At 68.1% G+C, this 16,173-nt stretch carries 16 protein-coding genes and 1 pseudogene; 5 read left to right on the top strand and 12 right to left on the bottom strand.

The window, feature by feature from the left end; translation table 11 throughout:
* The first annotated feature begins 17 nt into the window (after positions 1-17).
* Both CFB40_RS27590 and CFB40_RS27585 read left to right on the top strand, forming a co-directional pair.
* Positions 18-1,565 carry an FGGY-family carbohydrate kinase gene (locus CFB40_RS27590; RefSeq protein WP_089433333.1) on the top strand — a complete coding sequence of 516 codons (1,548 nt, stop codon included), beginning with the start codon at positions 18-20 and terminating at the stop codon, positions 1,563-1,565.
* The gene (locus tag CFB40_RS27585) at positions 1,562-2,320 is read left to right on the top strand and encodes an SDR family oxidoreductase (protein ID WP_089427072.1); all 759 of its coding nucleotides are present in this window, start codon (positions 1,562-1,564) and stop codon (positions 2,318-2,320) included. Before CFB40_RS27590 ends, CFB40_RS27585 begins: the two co-directional genes overlap by 4 nt.
* A gap of 70 nt (positions 2,321-2,390) precedes the next feature.
* On the opposite strand, the gene CFB40_RS38810 is transcribed toward CFB40_RS27585, so the two are convergent.
* The 8 genes from CFB40_RS38810 to CFB40_RS27555 all read right to left on the bottom strand — a co-directional run bounded on the left by CFB40_RS38810 (position 2,391) and on the right by CFB40_RS27555 (position 9,847).
* Complete coding sequence (locus CFB40_RS38810) at positions 2,391-2,531, bottom strand: hypothetical protein (protein WP_174972170.1); 141 nt, start codon at positions 2,529-2,531, stop codon at positions 2,391-2,393.
* Between the two features lie 204 nt (positions 2,532-2,735).
* Positions 2,736-3,320: a nucleotidyltransferase family protein gene (locus CFB40_RS27580; protein WP_089427073.1), complete on the bottom strand. Its 585-nt coding sequence runs from the start codon at positions 3,318-3,320 to the stop codon at positions 2,736-2,738.
* 103 nt (positions 3,321-3,423) lie between these two features.
* Complete coding sequence (locus tag CFB40_RS27575; protein WP_256976906.1) at positions 3,424-4,104, bottom strand: M15 family metallopeptidase; 681 nt, start codon at positions 4,102-4,104, stop codon at positions 3,424-3,426.
* Positions 4,105-4,274: 170 nt separating this feature from the next.
* Positions 4,275-4,421: a hypothetical protein gene (locus CFB40_RS39235; RefSeq protein WP_254600164.1), complete on the bottom strand. Its 147-nt coding sequence runs from the start codon at positions 4,419-4,421 to the stop codon at positions 4,275-4,277.
* A 13-nt stretch (positions 4,422-4,434) separates the two neighbouring features.
* Positions 4,435-5,118, bottom strand: coding sequence for a Fe2+-dependent dioxygenase (locus CFB40_RS27570; protein WP_089432973.1), 684 nt, complete (start codon positions 5,116-5,118; stop codon positions 4,435-4,437).
* Entirely contained in the window at positions 5,115-5,888 is a 774-nt protein-coding gene (locus CFB40_RS27565) for a tetratricopeptide repeat protein (protein WP_089432972.1), read from the bottom strand. The genes CFB40_RS27570 and CFB40_RS27565 overlap by 4 nt, the downstream gene beginning before the upstream one ends.
* 3 nt (positions 5,889-5,891) lie before the next feature.
* Positions 5,892-8,135 (bottom strand): TonB-dependent receptor, encoded by a 2,244-nt coding sequence (locus CFB40_RS27560; protein ID WP_089432971.1) that lies wholly within the window; start codon positions 8,133-8,135, stop codon positions 5,892-5,894.
* A 416-nt stretch (positions 8,136-8,551) separates the two neighbouring features.
* Positions 8,552-9,847 (bottom strand): aspartate carbamoyltransferase, encoded by a 1,296-nt coding sequence (locus tag CFB40_RS27555; RefSeq protein WP_089432970.1) that lies wholly within the window; start codon positions 9,845-9,847, stop codon positions 8,552-8,554.
* Between the two features lie 231 nt (positions 9,848-10,078).
* On the opposite strand from CFB40_RS27555, the gene CFB40_RS27550 reads away from it, so the two are divergent.
* Positions 10,079-10,213: an entericidin A/B family lipoprotein gene (locus CFB40_RS27550; RefSeq protein ID WP_006485835.1), complete on the top strand. Its 135-nt coding sequence runs from the start codon at positions 10,079-10,081 to the stop codon at positions 10,211-10,213.
* Between the two features lie 99 nt (positions 10,214-10,312).
* Here the strand turns inward: CFB40_RS27550 and CFB40_RS27545 are convergent, their stop codons facing one another.
* The 3 genes from CFB40_RS27545 to CFB40_RS27535 form a co-directional block, all read right to left on the bottom strand.
* Entirely contained in the window at positions 10,313-10,861 is a 549-nt protein-coding gene (locus CFB40_RS27545) for a permease (RefSeq protein ID WP_089432969.1), read from the bottom strand.
* 216 nt (positions 10,862-11,077) lie between these two features.
* Positions 11,078-12,046: a DMT family transporter gene (locus tag CFB40_RS27540; protein WP_256976905.1), complete on the bottom strand. Its 969-nt coding sequence runs from the start codon at positions 12,044-12,046 to the stop codon at positions 11,078-11,080.
* A 224-nt stretch (positions 12,047-12,270) separates the two neighbouring features.
* Complete coding sequence (locus CFB40_RS27535) at positions 12,271-13,062, bottom strand: AraC family transcriptional regulator (RefSeq protein WP_089432967.1); 792 nt, start codon at positions 13,060-13,062, stop codon at positions 12,271-12,273.
* A gap of 170 nt (positions 13,063-13,232) precedes the next feature.
* Here CFB40_RS27535 and CFB40_RS27530 point away from each other — a divergent pair, with 170 nt between their 5' ends.
* A complete protein-coding gene (locus tag CFB40_RS27530; RefSeq protein WP_089433332.1) occupies positions 13,233-14,066 on the top strand; it encodes a molybdenum cofactor biosynthesis F family protein in 834 nt (277 codons plus the stop codon).
* A complete protein-coding gene (locus tag CFB40_RS27525) occupies positions 14,063-14,872 on the top strand; it encodes an SDR family oxidoreductase (RefSeq protein ID WP_089432966.1) in 810 nt (269 codons plus the stop codon). Before CFB40_RS27530 ends, CFB40_RS27525 begins: the two co-directional genes overlap by 4 nt.
* A gap of 299 nt (positions 14,873-15,171) precedes the next feature.
* On the opposite strand, the pseudogene CFB40_RS27520 reads toward CFB40_RS27525, so the two are convergent.
* Positions 15,172-15,865: pseudogene (locus CFB40_RS27520) on the bottom strand (dihydrodipicolinate reductase).
* Between the last annotated feature and the right edge of the window lie 308 nt (positions 15,866-16,173).

Below are 16,173 nucleotides of genomic sequence, written 5' to 3'. Positions count from 1 at the left end.
GCCTCACCGGAGACATCATGGAATACGTCATAGGCGTCGATATCGGCACGCAGAGCACCAAGGCGCTGCTCGTCGACCGGCACGGCACGATCGTCGCGCGGCGCTCGGCCGGCTACCAGCCCGATACGCCGCGCCCGCTGTGGGCCGAGCAATGGCCGCAGGTGTGGTTCGATGCGGTGCTCGCGTGCATCGCGGGCTGCGTGAGCGATGCGCGCGCGCAGGGCGTGCCGGCCGATGCGATTCGCGCGGTGTGCGTGGGCAGCCTGTACGGCGGCTCGGGCATTCCGGTCGACATCGACATGCGGCCGCTCCATCCGTGCCTGATCTGGATGGACCGGCGTGCGACCGCGGAAGTCGACTGGGTCAACGCGAACGTGAACGTCGAGCGGCTGCGCGTGATCACGGGCAACGGCGTCGACAGCTACTACGGCTTCACGAAGATGCTGTGGCTGCGCGACCAGCGGCCGGACGTGTGGGCGAACGTGCGCTATTTCCTGCCGCCGAACGCGTACGTGATCTACCTGCTGACCGGCGAGGTCGCGGTCGATCACAGTTCGGCCGGCAATATCGGCGGCGTGTACGACGTCGCGCGCCGCGAGTGGTCCGACGACGCGCTCGACATGCTCGGCATTCCGGCGACGATGATGCCCGAGCGGCTCGTCGAATCGACGGACATCGTCGGCGGGCTGTTGTCCCAATGGACGGAGCAGCTCGGGCTGCCGGCCGGCACGCCCGTCGTCGCCGGCGGCGTCGATGCGGCCGTCGCGACCTTCGCGGCCGGCGCGACGCGCGCGGGGCAGCATGTCGGGATGATCGGCACCAGCATGTGCTGGGGTTATGTGAGCCGGCACGTCGATGCGCGTCACGGGCTCGTCAGCATGCCGCACGTGTTCAACGGGCAGCGCGACCTCTACGTGTTCGGCGGCGCGATCACGGCCGGCGCGTCGGTTGCGTGGTTTCGCGACCAGTTTTGCCACGCGGAAATCGATGCGGCACGCCTGCTGCCGCACGGCGATCCGCACGTGCTGCTCGAGGAAGCCGCCGAAGGCGTGCCGCCGGGCGCCGACGGCGTGCTGTTCCTGCCGTACCTGATGGGCGAGCGCAGCCCCGTGTGGGACGCGAAGGCGAGCGGTGCGTTCGTCGGGCTGAGTCTCGCGCATACGCGCGCGCACCTGTATCGCGCGGTGCTCGAAGGTGTCGCGTTCGCGTTGCGGCACAACATCGAGGCCGGCCGGCGCGGCGCGGTGGCGCTGGATGACCGGCTGATCGTCGTGGGCGGGGCCGCGCATTCGGCGCTGTGGATGCAGATCATCGCGGACGTGACGGGCTTCCCGGTGTGGACGATCGAGCAGGACGTCGAAGCCGCGATGGGGGCGGCCTTGCTCGCGGGCGTCGGGGCAGGGCTCGTGTCACACGACGACGCGCAAGGCGGCTGGGTCACGCTCGTCGAGCGCGCACGGCCCGATGCCGGACGCGCGAAAGCGTATGCGGCGCGCTTTGCGCTTTATACGGCGCTGTATCCGGCGCTCAAACCGATCATGCACGAGTTGCACACGCCATCATGAAGACACGGTTCGACTTCGGCGGTTCGCGGGTACTCGTCACGGGGGCGTCGAGCGGGATCGGGCGCGCGTGCGCGGTCGCGCTGGCGCAGGCGGGCGCGCAGGTCGTCGCGGCCGGGCGCGACATGGCCGCGCTCGATGCGCTAGCCGGCGAGGCCGCGTGCGAGACGCTGCGACTCGACGTCGGTGGCGACGAGCACGCGATCGATACGGCGCTCGCCGCGCACGATGCGTTCGACGGCCTCGTGAATTGCGCGGGGATCGCGTCGCTCGAATCGGCGCTCGAGGTGAGCGCCGCGCATTTTGATCGCGTGATGGCCGTCAATGCACGCGGCGCGGCGCTCGTTGCCCGGGCCGTCGCACGGAAGATGATCGCGCGCGACGCGCGTGGCGTCGCGCACGCGCGGGGCAGCATCGTCAACGTATCGAGCCAGGCCGCGCTCGTCGGCTTGCCCGCGCATCTGAGTTACTGCGCGTCGAAGGCGGCGATGGATGCGATCACGCGCGTGCTGTGCATCGAACTCGGGCCGCACGGCATTCGTGTGAACAGTGTGAACCCGACCGTCACGCTCACGCCGATGGCGCAGTTCGCGTGGAGCGAACCGGAAAAGCGGGCGCCGATGCTGGCCGCGATTCCGCTCGGGCGATTCGCGGAGCCGGACGAGGTCGTCGAACCGATCCTGTTCTTGCTCAGCGACGCGGCGTCGATGGTCAGCGGCGTGTCGTTGCCGATCGACGGCGGGTATACGGCGCGCTAGCCAACCTCATGCGGCGCCGACGGCGCATGACGGGAACCCGCGGTGAATGCGCGGCGCGACAGCCCTGAGGCTAGACAGGATCCTTGCTCGGCGGTCCGTCCGGTTGCTGCGGGTTGTCGTGATGGCCGGGCGGCGACGAGAACGGATCGTCTTCCGGATCGCGGTTCGGGTCGGCCGGTGGCTCGGGCGTCGGGGTCGTGTGATCGGTCATGGAGGACTCGCGCGGTGCGTGACGGCGGTGGCGCGGCAGGGGCGCCTCGTCTCCGTTATAGCCAATCGGCCGTGCGTTTGCAGCGGGATTGTGGCGGCGGGTGGTGTGTCGCCGGTGCAATCCGGGCCCGGGCCGCTTTCGGGCAGGCACCCGCCGCGCGCGGCGCGTGCGCTGTATTGCACCGCGCGCTCTGCGCGATCCCGGTCAGCGCAAATCCGCCGGTGTATCGACGTCGCGCACGATGCCGGGATCGTCGACGTCGAGCAGCCTGACCGGCGCGCTGGCGAACAGCGCGCGGGCGCCCGTGTCGCCGTCGAGCGCGGCGAGCGCATCGAAATGGTGCGCGGCGAACCCGACCGGATGGCCGCGCACGCCGCGGTGCGCGGGCGCGACGATCGACGCGTCGTCGGCGTCGAGCGCGCGCGTGACGGCTTCATAGGTGGACGCCGCGATCCACGGCATGTCGCCGAGCGCGACGAGCCAGCTGTTCGCGTCGGGCGTCGCGCGCACGCCGGCCGCGAGGCTCGCGCCCATGCCGCGCGCGGCGTCGGGTGCATAGACGACGTGGCAGCCGGCTTCGTTCAGCAGCATCGCGAGTTTTTCGGCACCGGGACGCACGACGGCGATCACGTCGGCCGTGGCCGCCGCGAGATGACGGGCGGCCGCGACCGCAACCGGCGTGCCGTCGGGAAGCAGCGCGAGCAGCTTGCTGTGCAGGCCGCTCGGGTCGAAGCGCTGACCGAGGCCGCCCGCGAGGAGGACGCCGGTGGCGAGTGACGCATAGGACATCGGCGCGGGGGAGAGTGATGCAGGTGCTGCGATTGTGCGGGAGCGGGCAGGGATCGACAAGTGAGGATGTTACCGAGGCGGGCGCGTTTCGTCGGAAAGAATGTCAGCACGCGGCTTCGTCGAGCATGTTTTCTTCGACGGGGCCGTAGATGGCGTGCGATTGATCGTGCATCACGGCCCAATAGCGGTCCCCGAACGACCAATGCCACCATTCCGACGGGTAATTGGTGAAGCCGGCGCCCGTCAGCGCGGTGATCAGCACCTGACGGTTGCGGGCGGCTGCGCGGCTGATGAACGGGTTGTGCGTGTAGCACGCGCCGGATGATTCCTGGTCGGTGGCATCGAGTACGCAACCCATGTCGAGCTCGATGCCATCCGCCGAGATGAGCGTCAGGTCGACAGCTGCGCCCGTCGGGTGCGCGGCGACTTCCGGCGGTGCAACGTAGTGGCTCGTCAGTGCGACCAGGGTGTCTTCATCCGGCAACGGCTTCAGCGTCCGGCGCAGGTGCGCGAGATGCCCGGTGAAGTAGTGACGCTGCAGGGCCAGCGGGCGATAGCCCTCCTTGACGTACAGGCGCAGGCCGGCGGGGAGCGCGTGCGCTGCGGCGATCAGCCGGTCCGCCACGCCACGACGCACTTTCAGGAAATGCGGGCTCTTGTTTGCGACGTCGTCGGGGCCGGGCGCAACAGCGATACGGTCATGGAAGCCTGCGAGATCGATAAACCCTTCGTGCGACTCCAGCAGGGCAATGGACCGGACAACGGGATCGGAGAGCGAAAGCACGATAGTGGACGAAGTGGCGCAATGACGGTTGCGGGCCACGTCCGGCTGGCAGCAGGAAGCGCTATTGCGCGAGGCCGGGTGCTCGTGGTTGATTTGGTCAGACGAATCGCCAATATGCCAGAGTCCGGCGGAGGATGTGTCGCGGTTTCCGCTGCGGGAGCGTGAGCCTCTTATCCTCGCGTATCGATGGTCGTGCCTGCGTGGCCGCCGTCGTTTCGCGTGTCGTGTGGCGGCGCCTCCCAACCGCTTTCCTCGATTGGATCGACGGGACCGTCGTAGCGCACGACCGAGCCGCGCAATACGTCCAGCGGCTGCATTGCATGTCGTTGGTTACGCATCCGCCCACTTCCTCAGCAGGTTGTGATAAATCCCCGTCAACGAAATGACCATCGGGTCCTTCGCGCCTTTCTCGGCGGACAGCGCCTGAATCTGCGTATCGAGCTGGAACAGCAGCGTGCGGTCGCCGTCGTCGCGCACCATGCTCTGAATCCAGAAGAACGACGCGACGCGCTCGCCGCGCGTCACGGGCGTGACGTGATGCAGGCTCGACGCCGGATACAGCACGAGGTCGCCCGCCGGCAGCTTTGCGCGATGCGTGCCGTACGTATCCTCGACATACAGCTCGCCGCCATCGTACGCATCGGGTTCTTCGAGAAACAGCGTCGCCGACAGATCGCTGCGCACGCGGAAATCCGTGCCGCGCAGCAGCCGGATCGCGTTGTCGACGTGCGTGCCGAACGTCTCGCCGCCTTCGTAGCGATTGAACAGCGGCGGAAACACCTTGAGCGGCAGCGCCGCCGAGAAGAACAGCGGATGGCGTGCGAGCGCGTCCTGGATCGCGTCGCCCACCGCGCGTGCGGCCGGCGCGCCTTCCGGCAATTGCCGGTTGCGTTTCGCGAGCGCCGACTGCGTGCCGGACGTCGCATTGCCGTCGACCCATTCGGCCGCATCGAGCAGTTCGCGACATTGCGCGACCTGCGCTTTCGTCAATACGCCGGGGACGTGAAGCATCATGATATGGATTCCGTACAGTGCGGCTGCGGCTGTGGTGGCGTTTGCAATTCCAGCGCCGCCGCACGAAACGCGTCGATCGGCGACGACGCGAGATACGCGCGCATCTTCGCGACGAACGCGGGGGTAGCGGTGGCCGGCACGCGCGCAAGCCACGCGAGCGCTTCGTCGATGTGCCCGCGCTCGGCGAGCAGCCGTGCAAGGTTGAACTGGCCGCGGAAGTCGCCGGCTTCGGCCGCACGGCGATAGTGATCGAACGCGGCGTTGGTATCGACCGATACGACCCAGCCGTCCTCGTAGAAGCCGCCGATCAGGTTGATCGATTTCGCATGGCCGAGCGCGGCCGCGCGCTGGAACCAGTCGAGCGCCTCGGCGCGATTCTCGTCGACGCCGTTACCGAGCGCGAGCGCCGTCGCGTAGTTGTACATGCCCCAGTCGAGCCCCGCCTGCGCGGCGAGCCGGTACCAGTACACGGCGACCGGCGCGCACGCGGCCGTGCCCCAGCCGAACTCGTAGCAGCGGCCGAGCATGTTCATCGCCATCGCGTGGCCGGCGCGCGCCGCGTGCCGGAACCAGTTGAACGCGCCCGCCGGATCGCGCGCGACGCCATGTCCGTCGAGCAGGTATTGCCCGTAGACGGCCTGGGCATCGACGATGCCGTTGTCGGCCGCCGCCGCGACCCACGCGGCGGCGCGCTCGGGCGGCCCGGCCAGGATGTCGGCGAACTCGCGCGGCGAAACCGACGCGAGCGCCTTCAGCGACACGGCTTCCATCGATCAGTAGCGCGCGTTCAGCGTGACGAACGCCGAGCGGCCCGGTGCGATCGACGCGTAGTGCGCCGGATACGCCTGGTCGAAGTAGGTGCGGTTGAACAGGTTGTTCACGTTCAGCTGCAGGTCGAGCTTCTTGTTGATGCGGTACTGCGCCATCGCATCGAAGCGCCAGTACGACGGCACCGCGTGCTGGTTCGCGGGATCGCCGAACACCTGCGACATGTAGAACGCGCCGCCGCCGACGGTGAACTTCGGCGTCACGTCGTAGTTCGACCACATCGTGAAGCTGTGCTTCGGCGTGTTCGGGAACCGGTTGCCGTTGTTCGCGGTGTCCTTGCCGTTGTCGCGCAGTTCGCTCTTCATGTACGTATAGCCGCCGAACAGCTGCCACTGCTTCGTGAGCTGGCCCGCGACGCCGAGTTCGAGACCCTGCACGCGCTTGTTGCCGACCATCGCATACTGGTTGTTCGGCAGTGTCACGCGCGCATTCGTCGTATCGATCTGGAACAGCGCGGCGGTCAGCGCGAGCTTGTCGTTCAGCACGTTCCACTTCGTGCCGAGCTCGATGCTGCGGTTCTTTTCCGGCGCCAGCTGATCGGCGTTCGAGCCGACGCCGCCGCGGCCCGGCGTGAGCGACTGCGTTTCGCTGCCTTCGCCGAGCATCATGCCGGCCGGCGTCGACGACGTCGCGTACGACGCGTAGATGCTGCCGTTCTGCGCGGGCTTGAACACGAGGCCGGCCTGCCAGTTCACGAGCGTGTCGTCACGCGTGGTGGTCTTGCCGCCGTTGGCCTTGGTGTCGGTGAAGCGGGTCGAGTAGTCGTCGATGCGCACGCCGCCGTTGACCTGCCAGCGCGGCGTGATCTCGATCGTGTCGAAGCCGTAGATCGACTTCGTCACGGTGCGGGCACGCGCGTAGTCGTTGTTGCGCGTGATCGAGCCGGCCCACGGGTCGTTCGGGTTCGGCGACCACAGGCTCGTGCAGTTGTAGCCCGACGCCGCGCCGATGCCGTTCTGGCAGATCTTGCCGTTCGCGGCGGCGACGTTGTACGTGTCGCGCTTGCCCCATTCGCGCGACAGCTCGATACCGGTCGTGAAGCTGTGCTTGAACGGGCCGGTGCGGAATTCGCCGAACAGCTCGGTCTGGTTCGCGATGCTGTTGATCGCGCTGTTGCGGGTGTTCGCGCGCCGCCAGACCTTGCCGTTGACCACGTTGCCCTGGCTGTCGTCGGGCTGCGTCCAGATGTAGTCCTGCGTCGATTCCGTATAGCGCGTGGTGTTGCGGATCGTCAGCGACGACGTGATGTCGTGCTCGATCTTCAGCGTACTGATGTCCGACGTCGTCTTGCGGAAATCGCGGTTGGTCAGGCCGTAGAAGTTGTGGCGGTCGACGGGCGCCGGGCCGTCGGTGGCGACGCCTTTCGGGAGGTTGAAGCCGTAGTAGTACGGGATGCCGCCGTCGGGCAGGTCGTCCGTCTGCAGGTGGTAGTAGCTCGCGACGACGCGCGTCGACGTGCCGAGGCCGAACGCGATCGACGGTGCGACGCCCCAGCGCTCGTTGTTCACCGCGTCGCGGCCGGCGACGTCGTTGTTGTGGCTCATCAGGTTCAGGCGGAACGCGGCGTGATCGGCGAACTGCCAGTTGCCGTCGGCCGTGAAGCGGCGATAGCGGTCGGTGCCGAGGCCCGCGCTCGCGGCGGCGGTGGTGCCGAGGTGCGGGGCCTTCGTGATCAGGTTGATGCTGCCGCCCGCGCCGCCGCGGCCGCCGTACGCGCCGTCGGAACCCTTGGTGATCTCGATGCGCTCGGTGTTGAAGATCTCGCGCGTCGTCGCGCCGGTGTCGCGCATGCCGTCGACGAACATGCTGCCCTGTGTGTCGTAGCCGCGGATGAACGGACGATCGCCGAGCGGGTTGCCGCCTTCGCCGGCGCCGAACGTGATGCCGGGCACGGTGCGCAGCGCTTCGGTCAATGTTGACGCGCCGCTGTTCTGGATCAGCTCCTGCGGGATCACGGTGACGGATTTCGGCGTGTCGACGAGCGGCGCGGTGAATTTCGCGGAAGCGGAGAAGTCGGCCTTGTAGCTGTGCTCGGCCTTGCCCTGGACTTCGATCGGTGCGAGATGGCCTTCGGTGCCGGCCGGGGCGGGCGGCGGCGTGCCGTCCGCCGCGAAGGCCGGGCTTGCGGCGAGCACGCTGCACAGGGTGGTGAATTTACCGAGCTTCAGCTCGTCGGGACGTGACTTCATGGTGCGCTTCGACCTCGCGGTGTGGCCCCGGGGGCGGTGCGCTACGGGAATGTGCATGCCGCCGGGAATTATTACGATTTGTTTTCAGGCGGCATTCTATGTAATTTTTTATTGAATGAGAAGCGTTCTTGTTAGCGTCAGTAAGGAAAGTGTCAACTAATGTGACGGGGTGGTCTGGGCGGGGTCAATGGCCGATCGGCCAGGTGTGACGTGCTTATCAGGCGGGTTAGAGTGATTGCGACGCGCGATGTCGCGCCGTTCGAGTCGGTCGGCCTGCGGGTAATCGATCCGTGGGCGTCCTAGGCGCTGATTGCCTACCTTTCCACCGCGCGTAAAAAAAAGCGCAGCCGGGCCTGCCGGGCGCGCTTTCCGTTGAACCTAGGGGCGCCTGACTGGCTCGCCCCCGCAGTTCCTTCTCAATCGACCCCGTGAAACACCGCATCCTCCGGCCCGAGATATGCTGGCGGGCGCCACGTCGCGTCGCGCATCGAATGCTGGACGAGGTTCTCGACGCCGAGCAGCACCGCGAAGATCGCCATCCGCACCGGAATGCCGTTGTCGGTCTGGCGGAAGATCGCGAGGCGCGGGTCGCGGTTCAGGTCGACCGACAGGTCGTTCGCGCCGGGCCGGCTGTCGCGCGGCAGCGGGTGCATGATCAGCGTGTCCGGCTTGCACACCGAATCGACGAGCGCCTGGTTGATCTGGAAATCCGGCGTGTAGCCTTCGAACGACTCGTCGGTGAAGCGCTCCTTCTGGATCCGCGTTGCATAGACGACGTCCGCGCCGTGCAGCCCGGCTGCGAGATCGGTCGTCTGCTCGATCACATGGCCGTTCGTCGCGATCTGGTCGACGATGTAGGCCGGCATCTCGAGCGTCGGCGGCGACACGAGCGTGAACTTGAGCCCGCGGTACAGCGCGAGCAGCTTGACGAGCGAGTGCACCGTGCGGCCGTACTTGAGGTCGCCGACCAGCGCGATGTGCGCGCCGTCCACGATCTTGCCGAGCCGCGAGAACTCGCGCTGGATCGTATAGAGATCGAGCAGCGCCTGGCTCGGGTGCTCGCCGGGGCCGTCGCCGCCGTTGATCACGGGCAGGTTGGTCGCGCGCGCGAACTCGGCCACCGAGCCTTTCTCCGGATGGCGGATCACGAGCGCGTCGACATAGCCGGCCATCACGCGGCTCGTGTCGTAGATCGATTCGCCCTTGGCCATCGACGAGAACGTGAAGCCCGTCGTATCGCACACCGAACCGCCGAGCCGGCAGAAGGCGGCGCCGAACGACACGCGCGTACGCGTGCTGGCCTCGAAGAACAGGTTACCGAGCACCGCACCTTCCAGCACGCGCGAAATCTTGTGGCGGCGCGCGATCGGCTGCATCACGTCGGCCACGCGAAACAGCGCCTCGACCGATTCCCGCGAGAACTGGTCGACCGACAGCAGTTGCGGCTTGCCCTCGAAAAAGAACTGCTTGGCGAGCCCCTGGTTATCTACGCTTTGCGTATAGTTGCCGCCTTCCGGCACCGAGCGCTCGACGATTTCCGACACGAAGCGCTCGACGATCTCGGGCATCCCGCGCGATTCCTGCGAATCGTCGGGCAGAAGCCAGGTATCCAGCGCGCGCCGGCTCACACCGATGCGGCTGGCGAACGCTTCGCGCGTCATGTTGAGGCGGCGCATGGCGTCGCGGAGGAAGGCTTGCTGGGGAACGGTCATCGGCGGCTCCTGACGAGAAATATACGCGGTGCGTATATTAGTTCCTCGCGTGTTGAAGTCAAGGAAAATCTGCGCGAACCGGCTGTATGGCCCGCGTGACAGCGGCGGGTTCGGACTGGCGCGCGGCGGCCGTCTCCGTATAATCAGGTCAGGCCCCGTGCCCGGCATCTGCCGGGCGCGACGCCGCAAACGATTCGCCCGTCGGGCTTGTTGATTCCAAGGAGAATGAGAATGACGCGTACGATTGCTGCAATGCTGCTGGTGGTGACCGCCGCGCTTGCCGGTTGCAACACGGTCGCCGGTGTGGGGCAGGACATTTCGAAGGGCGGCCAGGCGATCAGCGATTCGGCTGAAAAGGCCAAGTAAGCCGACCGGTTCCGGAATGCAGAAGGCGCCGGGCCGTCCCGCGATTGCGGGGCGGCCCGGCGCCTTTTTTCTTTTGGCCGGCGCTCGATGCCGGTGGCGTCAGGCGTGCTCGACGAACGCGTAACGGCCTTCGACCTTGCGCGGCGTGAACCAGCCGTAGTCGGGGAACAGGCGGTTGCGGACGAACCAGACATAGCCCACCAGCAGGACCGTGATCGCGAGGCTCGGCAGCGCAGTCGACGGATCGCGTCCGAGCTCGGCGATGGTCTTCGGCACCTGCAGCAGCGACAGCAGGATGAACGCGTGGTACGCGCCGACACGATGGGTTGCAAAGCCCCAGATGAACAGCAGCGACAGCGGCACGGTCAGCGCGAGGAATACCAGCACGAGGCCGTTGCCGGCGCCGGTGGCGAAGAAGTAGTACGCGAGCATGAGGCTGATCGCGAGCTGGGCGATGCCGAGCGCGACCAGGATCCGGATGTGCAGCTTGTTCTGGCGGCAGCGTTCGGGATCGGGGCGCGACGCGATCAGGTGCGCGAGCACGCGATCCTTGAGTCCCTGTCCGGACAGTTCGGCCAACGCGTCGGCCTTCCTCGTTCCCGCGGACAGCAGCACCGCGATTCTTGTTTTGGCTTCCTTCCTGTTCATTGCGTGGCGGATTGTTGTGCGATGGTTGTCAAAGGTCCCGGCCACGCGAATATTGCATCTTGCGGGGTGGTGCGCAACGGTTTTGCGGTGCGCGGACACATTCCTACAGTGGCCGGCCGCACGGGGGAAACGCGAGGATCGACGGGTTATACGGCGGGGCGGAGACGCCGACGTTTCCGCAACGACGCAACGAAGCAACGACGCGATGAGCGCGAGTCAGTCGGTGGCGGTTTGCGCGGCGGGCGCGGGGCGGGACGGTCGATCCGGATTCGCCGGGTGCGTATTGCGTGCTTCGGCTCGCGGTTCGCGTCGACGCGTCGCGCCGACGACCATGCCGGCGACGACGAGCGCGATTCCCGCGATACGCGTGCCGCTGAGCGTTTCGCCGAACAGCGCGACCGCGAACAGCACGGCCGAGACCGGCGCGACCGCCGTGAACAGCGCGGCCTCGGTTCCGCTTGTGCGCGCCGAACCGGCATACCAGCACAGGTAGCCGAGCACGGTCGGCACCAGCGCGTAGTAGGCGATCGCCGACACCGCGTCGACAGTCCAGCCGGTCGCCACCGCGTGCCATTCGAACGCGGCCGGCACGAGGGCGAGCACGAAGCCGAGGCCGGACATCGCGGTGGACAGCGCCAGCGGCGGCAACGGTGCGGCCAGCCGCCGGTTGAGCAGGATGAATACGGCTTCGCAGGCGACGGCGGCCAGCACCAGCGCATCGCCGGCGAGCGTGCGGAGCGACGGCAGGGCCTGGCCGGGCGCGAACGTGACGAACAGCACGCCGGCCGTTGCGAGCGCGGCGGCCACCCAGTCGCGCGGTGTCTGCCGCTCGCGCAGCACGACGGCCGCGATCAGCGTCGACATCGCGGGCAGCGTGCCGAGCATCACGCCCGCATCGAGCGGCGACGACAGCTTCGTGCCGCAGATCAGCAGCACCGTATAACCGACGCCGCCCGCCGCCGCCTGGATGACGAGCAGCACGGCGTCGCGCGTGGAGGTGCGTGGCCAGCGCATGCGCTGCGCACACATCAGCGCGAACAGCAGCGGTGTCGCGATCAGGAAGCGCAGCGCGGTGGCCGCGAACGGCGGCAGGCCGCCGGCCGCGAGACGGCTCGCGATGACGGTGCTGCCGACGCCTGCCATTGCGGCGGCGAGATAGAGATAGCCAATCAGTCGTGTCTTCATGCGCCGCATCGTCGCGTACGGCGTTGATGCGCGTCTTGAACGAAATTGCAGCGCGCGCGGGCATGTCGAATACGGAGCGCGTGACTCTGCATGCTTGGGCCGCAGGGGCGGGCGACAGCCACCGCGAGCAGCGCATGGCGCGGCGTGCCGTCGCAGTTGTCGATGTGAGCGCAGCCTTCGAGGCCGGTGTGTTTGGCGACGAGCCCCGCTGGATGGCGGCGGCGTCAAACGGCCTGCGTGAACCGCCCCGGCGTGATCCCGAACTGGCGCGCGAACGCACGCGTCAAATGGCTTTGATCGGCAAAGCCCGCTTCGGCCGCGGCATCGGCGATCGGCAAGCCGCTGGCAAGCAGCGCGCGCGCCAGCCGCGCACGCGACTGGATCAGGTACGCGTGCGGCGTGATGCCGACTTCGCGGGCAAACCCGCGCAGCAGCTGGAAGCGGCTGACGCCGCTCAGGTCGGCCAGCTCGGCGAGCGAAACGGGCGCGGCCGGCGCCGCGTCGAGCCGCTCCCGGGCGAGGCGGATTGCCGGTGCGACGCCCGCCGCCGGCAGCGTGCGGTTCGCGTGCCGGGCAAGCAGCCCGGCGACGAGCATCACGAGCGCTTCGTCGCGGGCGAGCGGCTGGGATTCCGCGACGATACGCGCGTGTAGTTGGCCGACGGCAGCCGTGAGCCGCGCGTCGCGTACCGCCGGATGCGCCAGTTCGACGCCGCCGAGGCCTTCTTCCGCCGCCACGCCCGCGACCAGCGCGGGTGCGAGGTACAGCATCCGCCAGTGCCGGCCCGTGCCGGCCTCGATCGGCGAGCCGTCGTGCATCTCGCCCGGGTTGACCATGATCGCGTCGCCGGCCAGCGCGTCGACCTGCCCGCGGCCGCTCCACGACCGGTGCGCGCCGCTGACGATCACACCGACCCCGAATTCGTCGTGCGCGTGGCGCGGAAATGCACGGTCGGAGTCGAGGCTGATTGCCTCGATGCCTTCGCCGGTCCGTCGGTAATGGGTGACGCGGTGCATGTGCGCTCCTCGCGCCGGTTGCGGCGCGGATGTCATGCACTTTAGCGTGTTCCGGCGCCGCGCGCCCTTCATCCTTTTGGCCGATACCGCGCGGCGCGCGCAGCCCGCACCATGTGCACATGAGCAGCGTACACGGCCCGCCGGGCCTGAAGCTGCGCGGGAGGCGGCAGGTGGAACGACAGGATCCGGTATTCATTCAGGTTGGCGCGCTCGCGGACGGCTTCGCGCCGGAAGCGAACATCCTCGCATCCGTCGACGCGCTCGCCGGGCGGACACTTGCGCTCGGCGACGCATCGGGTGCATGGCGCGTCTATACGTTCGAGCCCGGCGCACTGCAGTGGCGCGATGCGGCGACCGATACGGGCGGCCGCGAGCCGTGCCGCGTGACGCGGCTGCGCGACGGGCTGTACTTCGTCGACTACATCGATTCGGCCGCCCGTGCGACGTCGGTCAGTCTCGTGATCGACCTCGACAACGGTGTATGGACGTCGGTCGTCGGCGCGCTGCCGACCGAAGCCGACACGCGCATCGACGCGTTCACACGGGTTGCGCGCGGGCTGCCGCTGACGGGCGTCGAGGCCGAGTTCCGGCACGGCACGCTCGGCGGCCACACGCAGCCGGGGCCGTTGCACGGGCCCACGCGCGAGCTGATCGGCAAGCGGACGATGTATCGCTATAGCCCGACCGAATGCTACGAGCACATCTACCTGAACGAGAATTTCTATGCGTGGCAGTGCCTGCAGGGTGTCGAAGGCGGGCTGGCCGATGTCGATCGCTGTCATTACTTCAGGATTGCAGACGCGCTGTATCTGTTCGTGTGGCGAGAAAAGGTGGTGCCGACGCTCGGCGTCGTGCTGATCGACCTCGCGCAGCGCAAGACCGACGGCAAGATCTTCGGCTACCAGGGCGGCGATTTCGGCACGCTGTCGAATTTCCCGATCGGCGCGCACGCGCAGGTGCTCAACGAAACCGCGCATCCGCTCGGCGGCGAGGCGCAGCGATGAATGCCGTGCCGGGCAGCGGCCGCCTGCGGGCGGATTTCAGCGGGCGCGTCGTGCTTGTCACGGGCGCCGCGCAGGGGATCGGCGCGGCGATCGCACGCCGATTCGCGGAATCCGACGCGTTCGTCGCGCTCGCCGACCTGAACGGCGAGGCGGCCGCCGCGCAGGCCGATGCGCTCGCGAGCGCGGGCGGCGAGGCGCGCGCCTATCGGGTGGATGCCGCCAGCCGCGACGAACTGGGCGCACTGGTCGCGGCGGTCGAGCGCGACGGTGGCCGGCTCGATGTGGTCGTCCACAATGCCGCGTATTTTCCGCTGACGCCGTTCACGCAGATCGACGAGCCGACGCTCGACCGGACGCTGTCGGTCAACCTGTCGGCGCTGTTCTGGCTCGCGCAGGCCGCGTTGCCGGCATTCGAGCGTGCGGGAGCGGGGCGGCTGCTCGTCACGTCGTCGGTGACGGGGCCGCGTGTCGCGTATCCGGGGCTCGCGCATTACGCGGCGTCGAAGGCCGGCGTGAACGGCTTCATTCGCGCGGCCGCGCTTGAGCTCGCGCGCCGCAACGTGACGGTGAACGGCGTCGAGCCGGGCATGATTCGCACGCCGGCGGCCGGCAATCTCGGCGACGCGTCGGTCGCGGCGCAGATCGCGCGCGACATTCCGCTCGCGCGGATGGGCGAACCGGAAGATATCGCGAACGCGATGCTGTTTCTCGCATCGGCGGATGCCGCTTACATTACGGGGCAGACGATCGTCGTCGACGGCGGTGCGACGCTGCCCGAGAGCGGCGCGGTGCTTGGCGGCGCGTGACGGTGACCCGCGCCCCCGCTCGGCCAATGAACCTCGGCCGATAACTTACCAGCGAATGCGGCGGGACGATTACTCGTCGAATTTCGCAAGCGGCCGTGGCGGCGAAGCCGGCTGGCGTGATCTTGAACGCCGGCCATGCGGGACGTCAGGCGCCGGCCGGCGAGATTCATGGCGGCCCGGATGTCGCGGATCGGGCGATCGACGACCTCCACGGAAATCGGCACCGAACCTCTTCTTGCGTTGCGCAAAAAACGTCTGCGCCGCCAAGCGCGTGTGCCGCCCGCCGCGCATCGCCGCGATTACAGCCAGCCGTTGCGGATGAACTCGACGATCGAATAGCGGCGGTGCTCGAGATCGTGCAGCCGAACAGCATCGACGATGCGCGACACGCCATCGGCGTAAGGCGTCGCACCCACCACGCGCGATTCGAACTGCAGGCTGCACGCGCCGTCGTCGATGCGGATCCGGTGAATCGCATGGCGGCCGAGCTGATCGTCGGCGACCGCGAATTCGCTGCGCTGCACGTCCGGGTCGCGCACGGAGCGGATGTCTTCCGGCCGCACGCCGAGCGACTGGCCGATCCCGACGGCCGTGCCGGGGACGGACGTCTTGCCGGCCTGGTGCGACTCCGTCACGCTGATCCGGCAGTCGTGAAACAGGTGGCCGCTGGTTTCCAGCATGCTCATGAACTTGAGCATCAGGATGTTCGTGTTCGGGCACAGCACGACCGGGAAAGCGTGCGAGCCGGTTTCGAGCTCGGAGCCGGTCGACAGTTCGACGAGTGGCGATCCGGTGGCCTCGCAGAACGCGATCACGGCGGGGAGTTCGCGGCCGGAACCGGCATGCACGACGATCGTTCGGGGCGTCGCTGCGCTGCGCGTCGTTGCGCGCGCTGTCCGACCAGGGGATCACGCGGCAGGTGGCCGGGTCGAGCCGGTGCGCGTCGAGCAGTTCGCTGGCCAGCTTGCCGGTTCCTACGACGAGTACTTGCATGACATTCACGGATTGAAGTTCAGGATTCGGGACGGGAAATGAAGCGGGCCGTCGGGTGGCTCGGCACGGTCGCGGCGCGTGGCGCCGAACCGGCCTCGCGCATTATGCCCGGCCGCTCGCCTGCGTGCCCGCCGGGCCTCGCAGGCGGCGGCCCGGTGCGTCAGCTCGCCGACACCGTCCGCAGCCACGCATTTGTCGCGTTCTGCGTCGCGAGTCGTTTCGCGATCGAGCGCGCGAGGCGGTCCGTATCGGATGCCACCGTGTCGTGCTTCACTTCCGACACGCCATGCAGGCCGGCGCTAACCGCT

It is taken from the genome of Burkholderia sp. AU31652 (assembly GCF_002223155.1).
GTDB lineage: Bacteria > Pseudomonadota > Gammaproteobacteria > Burkholderiales > Burkholderiaceae > Burkholderia.
Note: the sequence above shows the minus strand (reverse complement) of the source record. Positions and strands in the feature narration are given on the sequence as shown.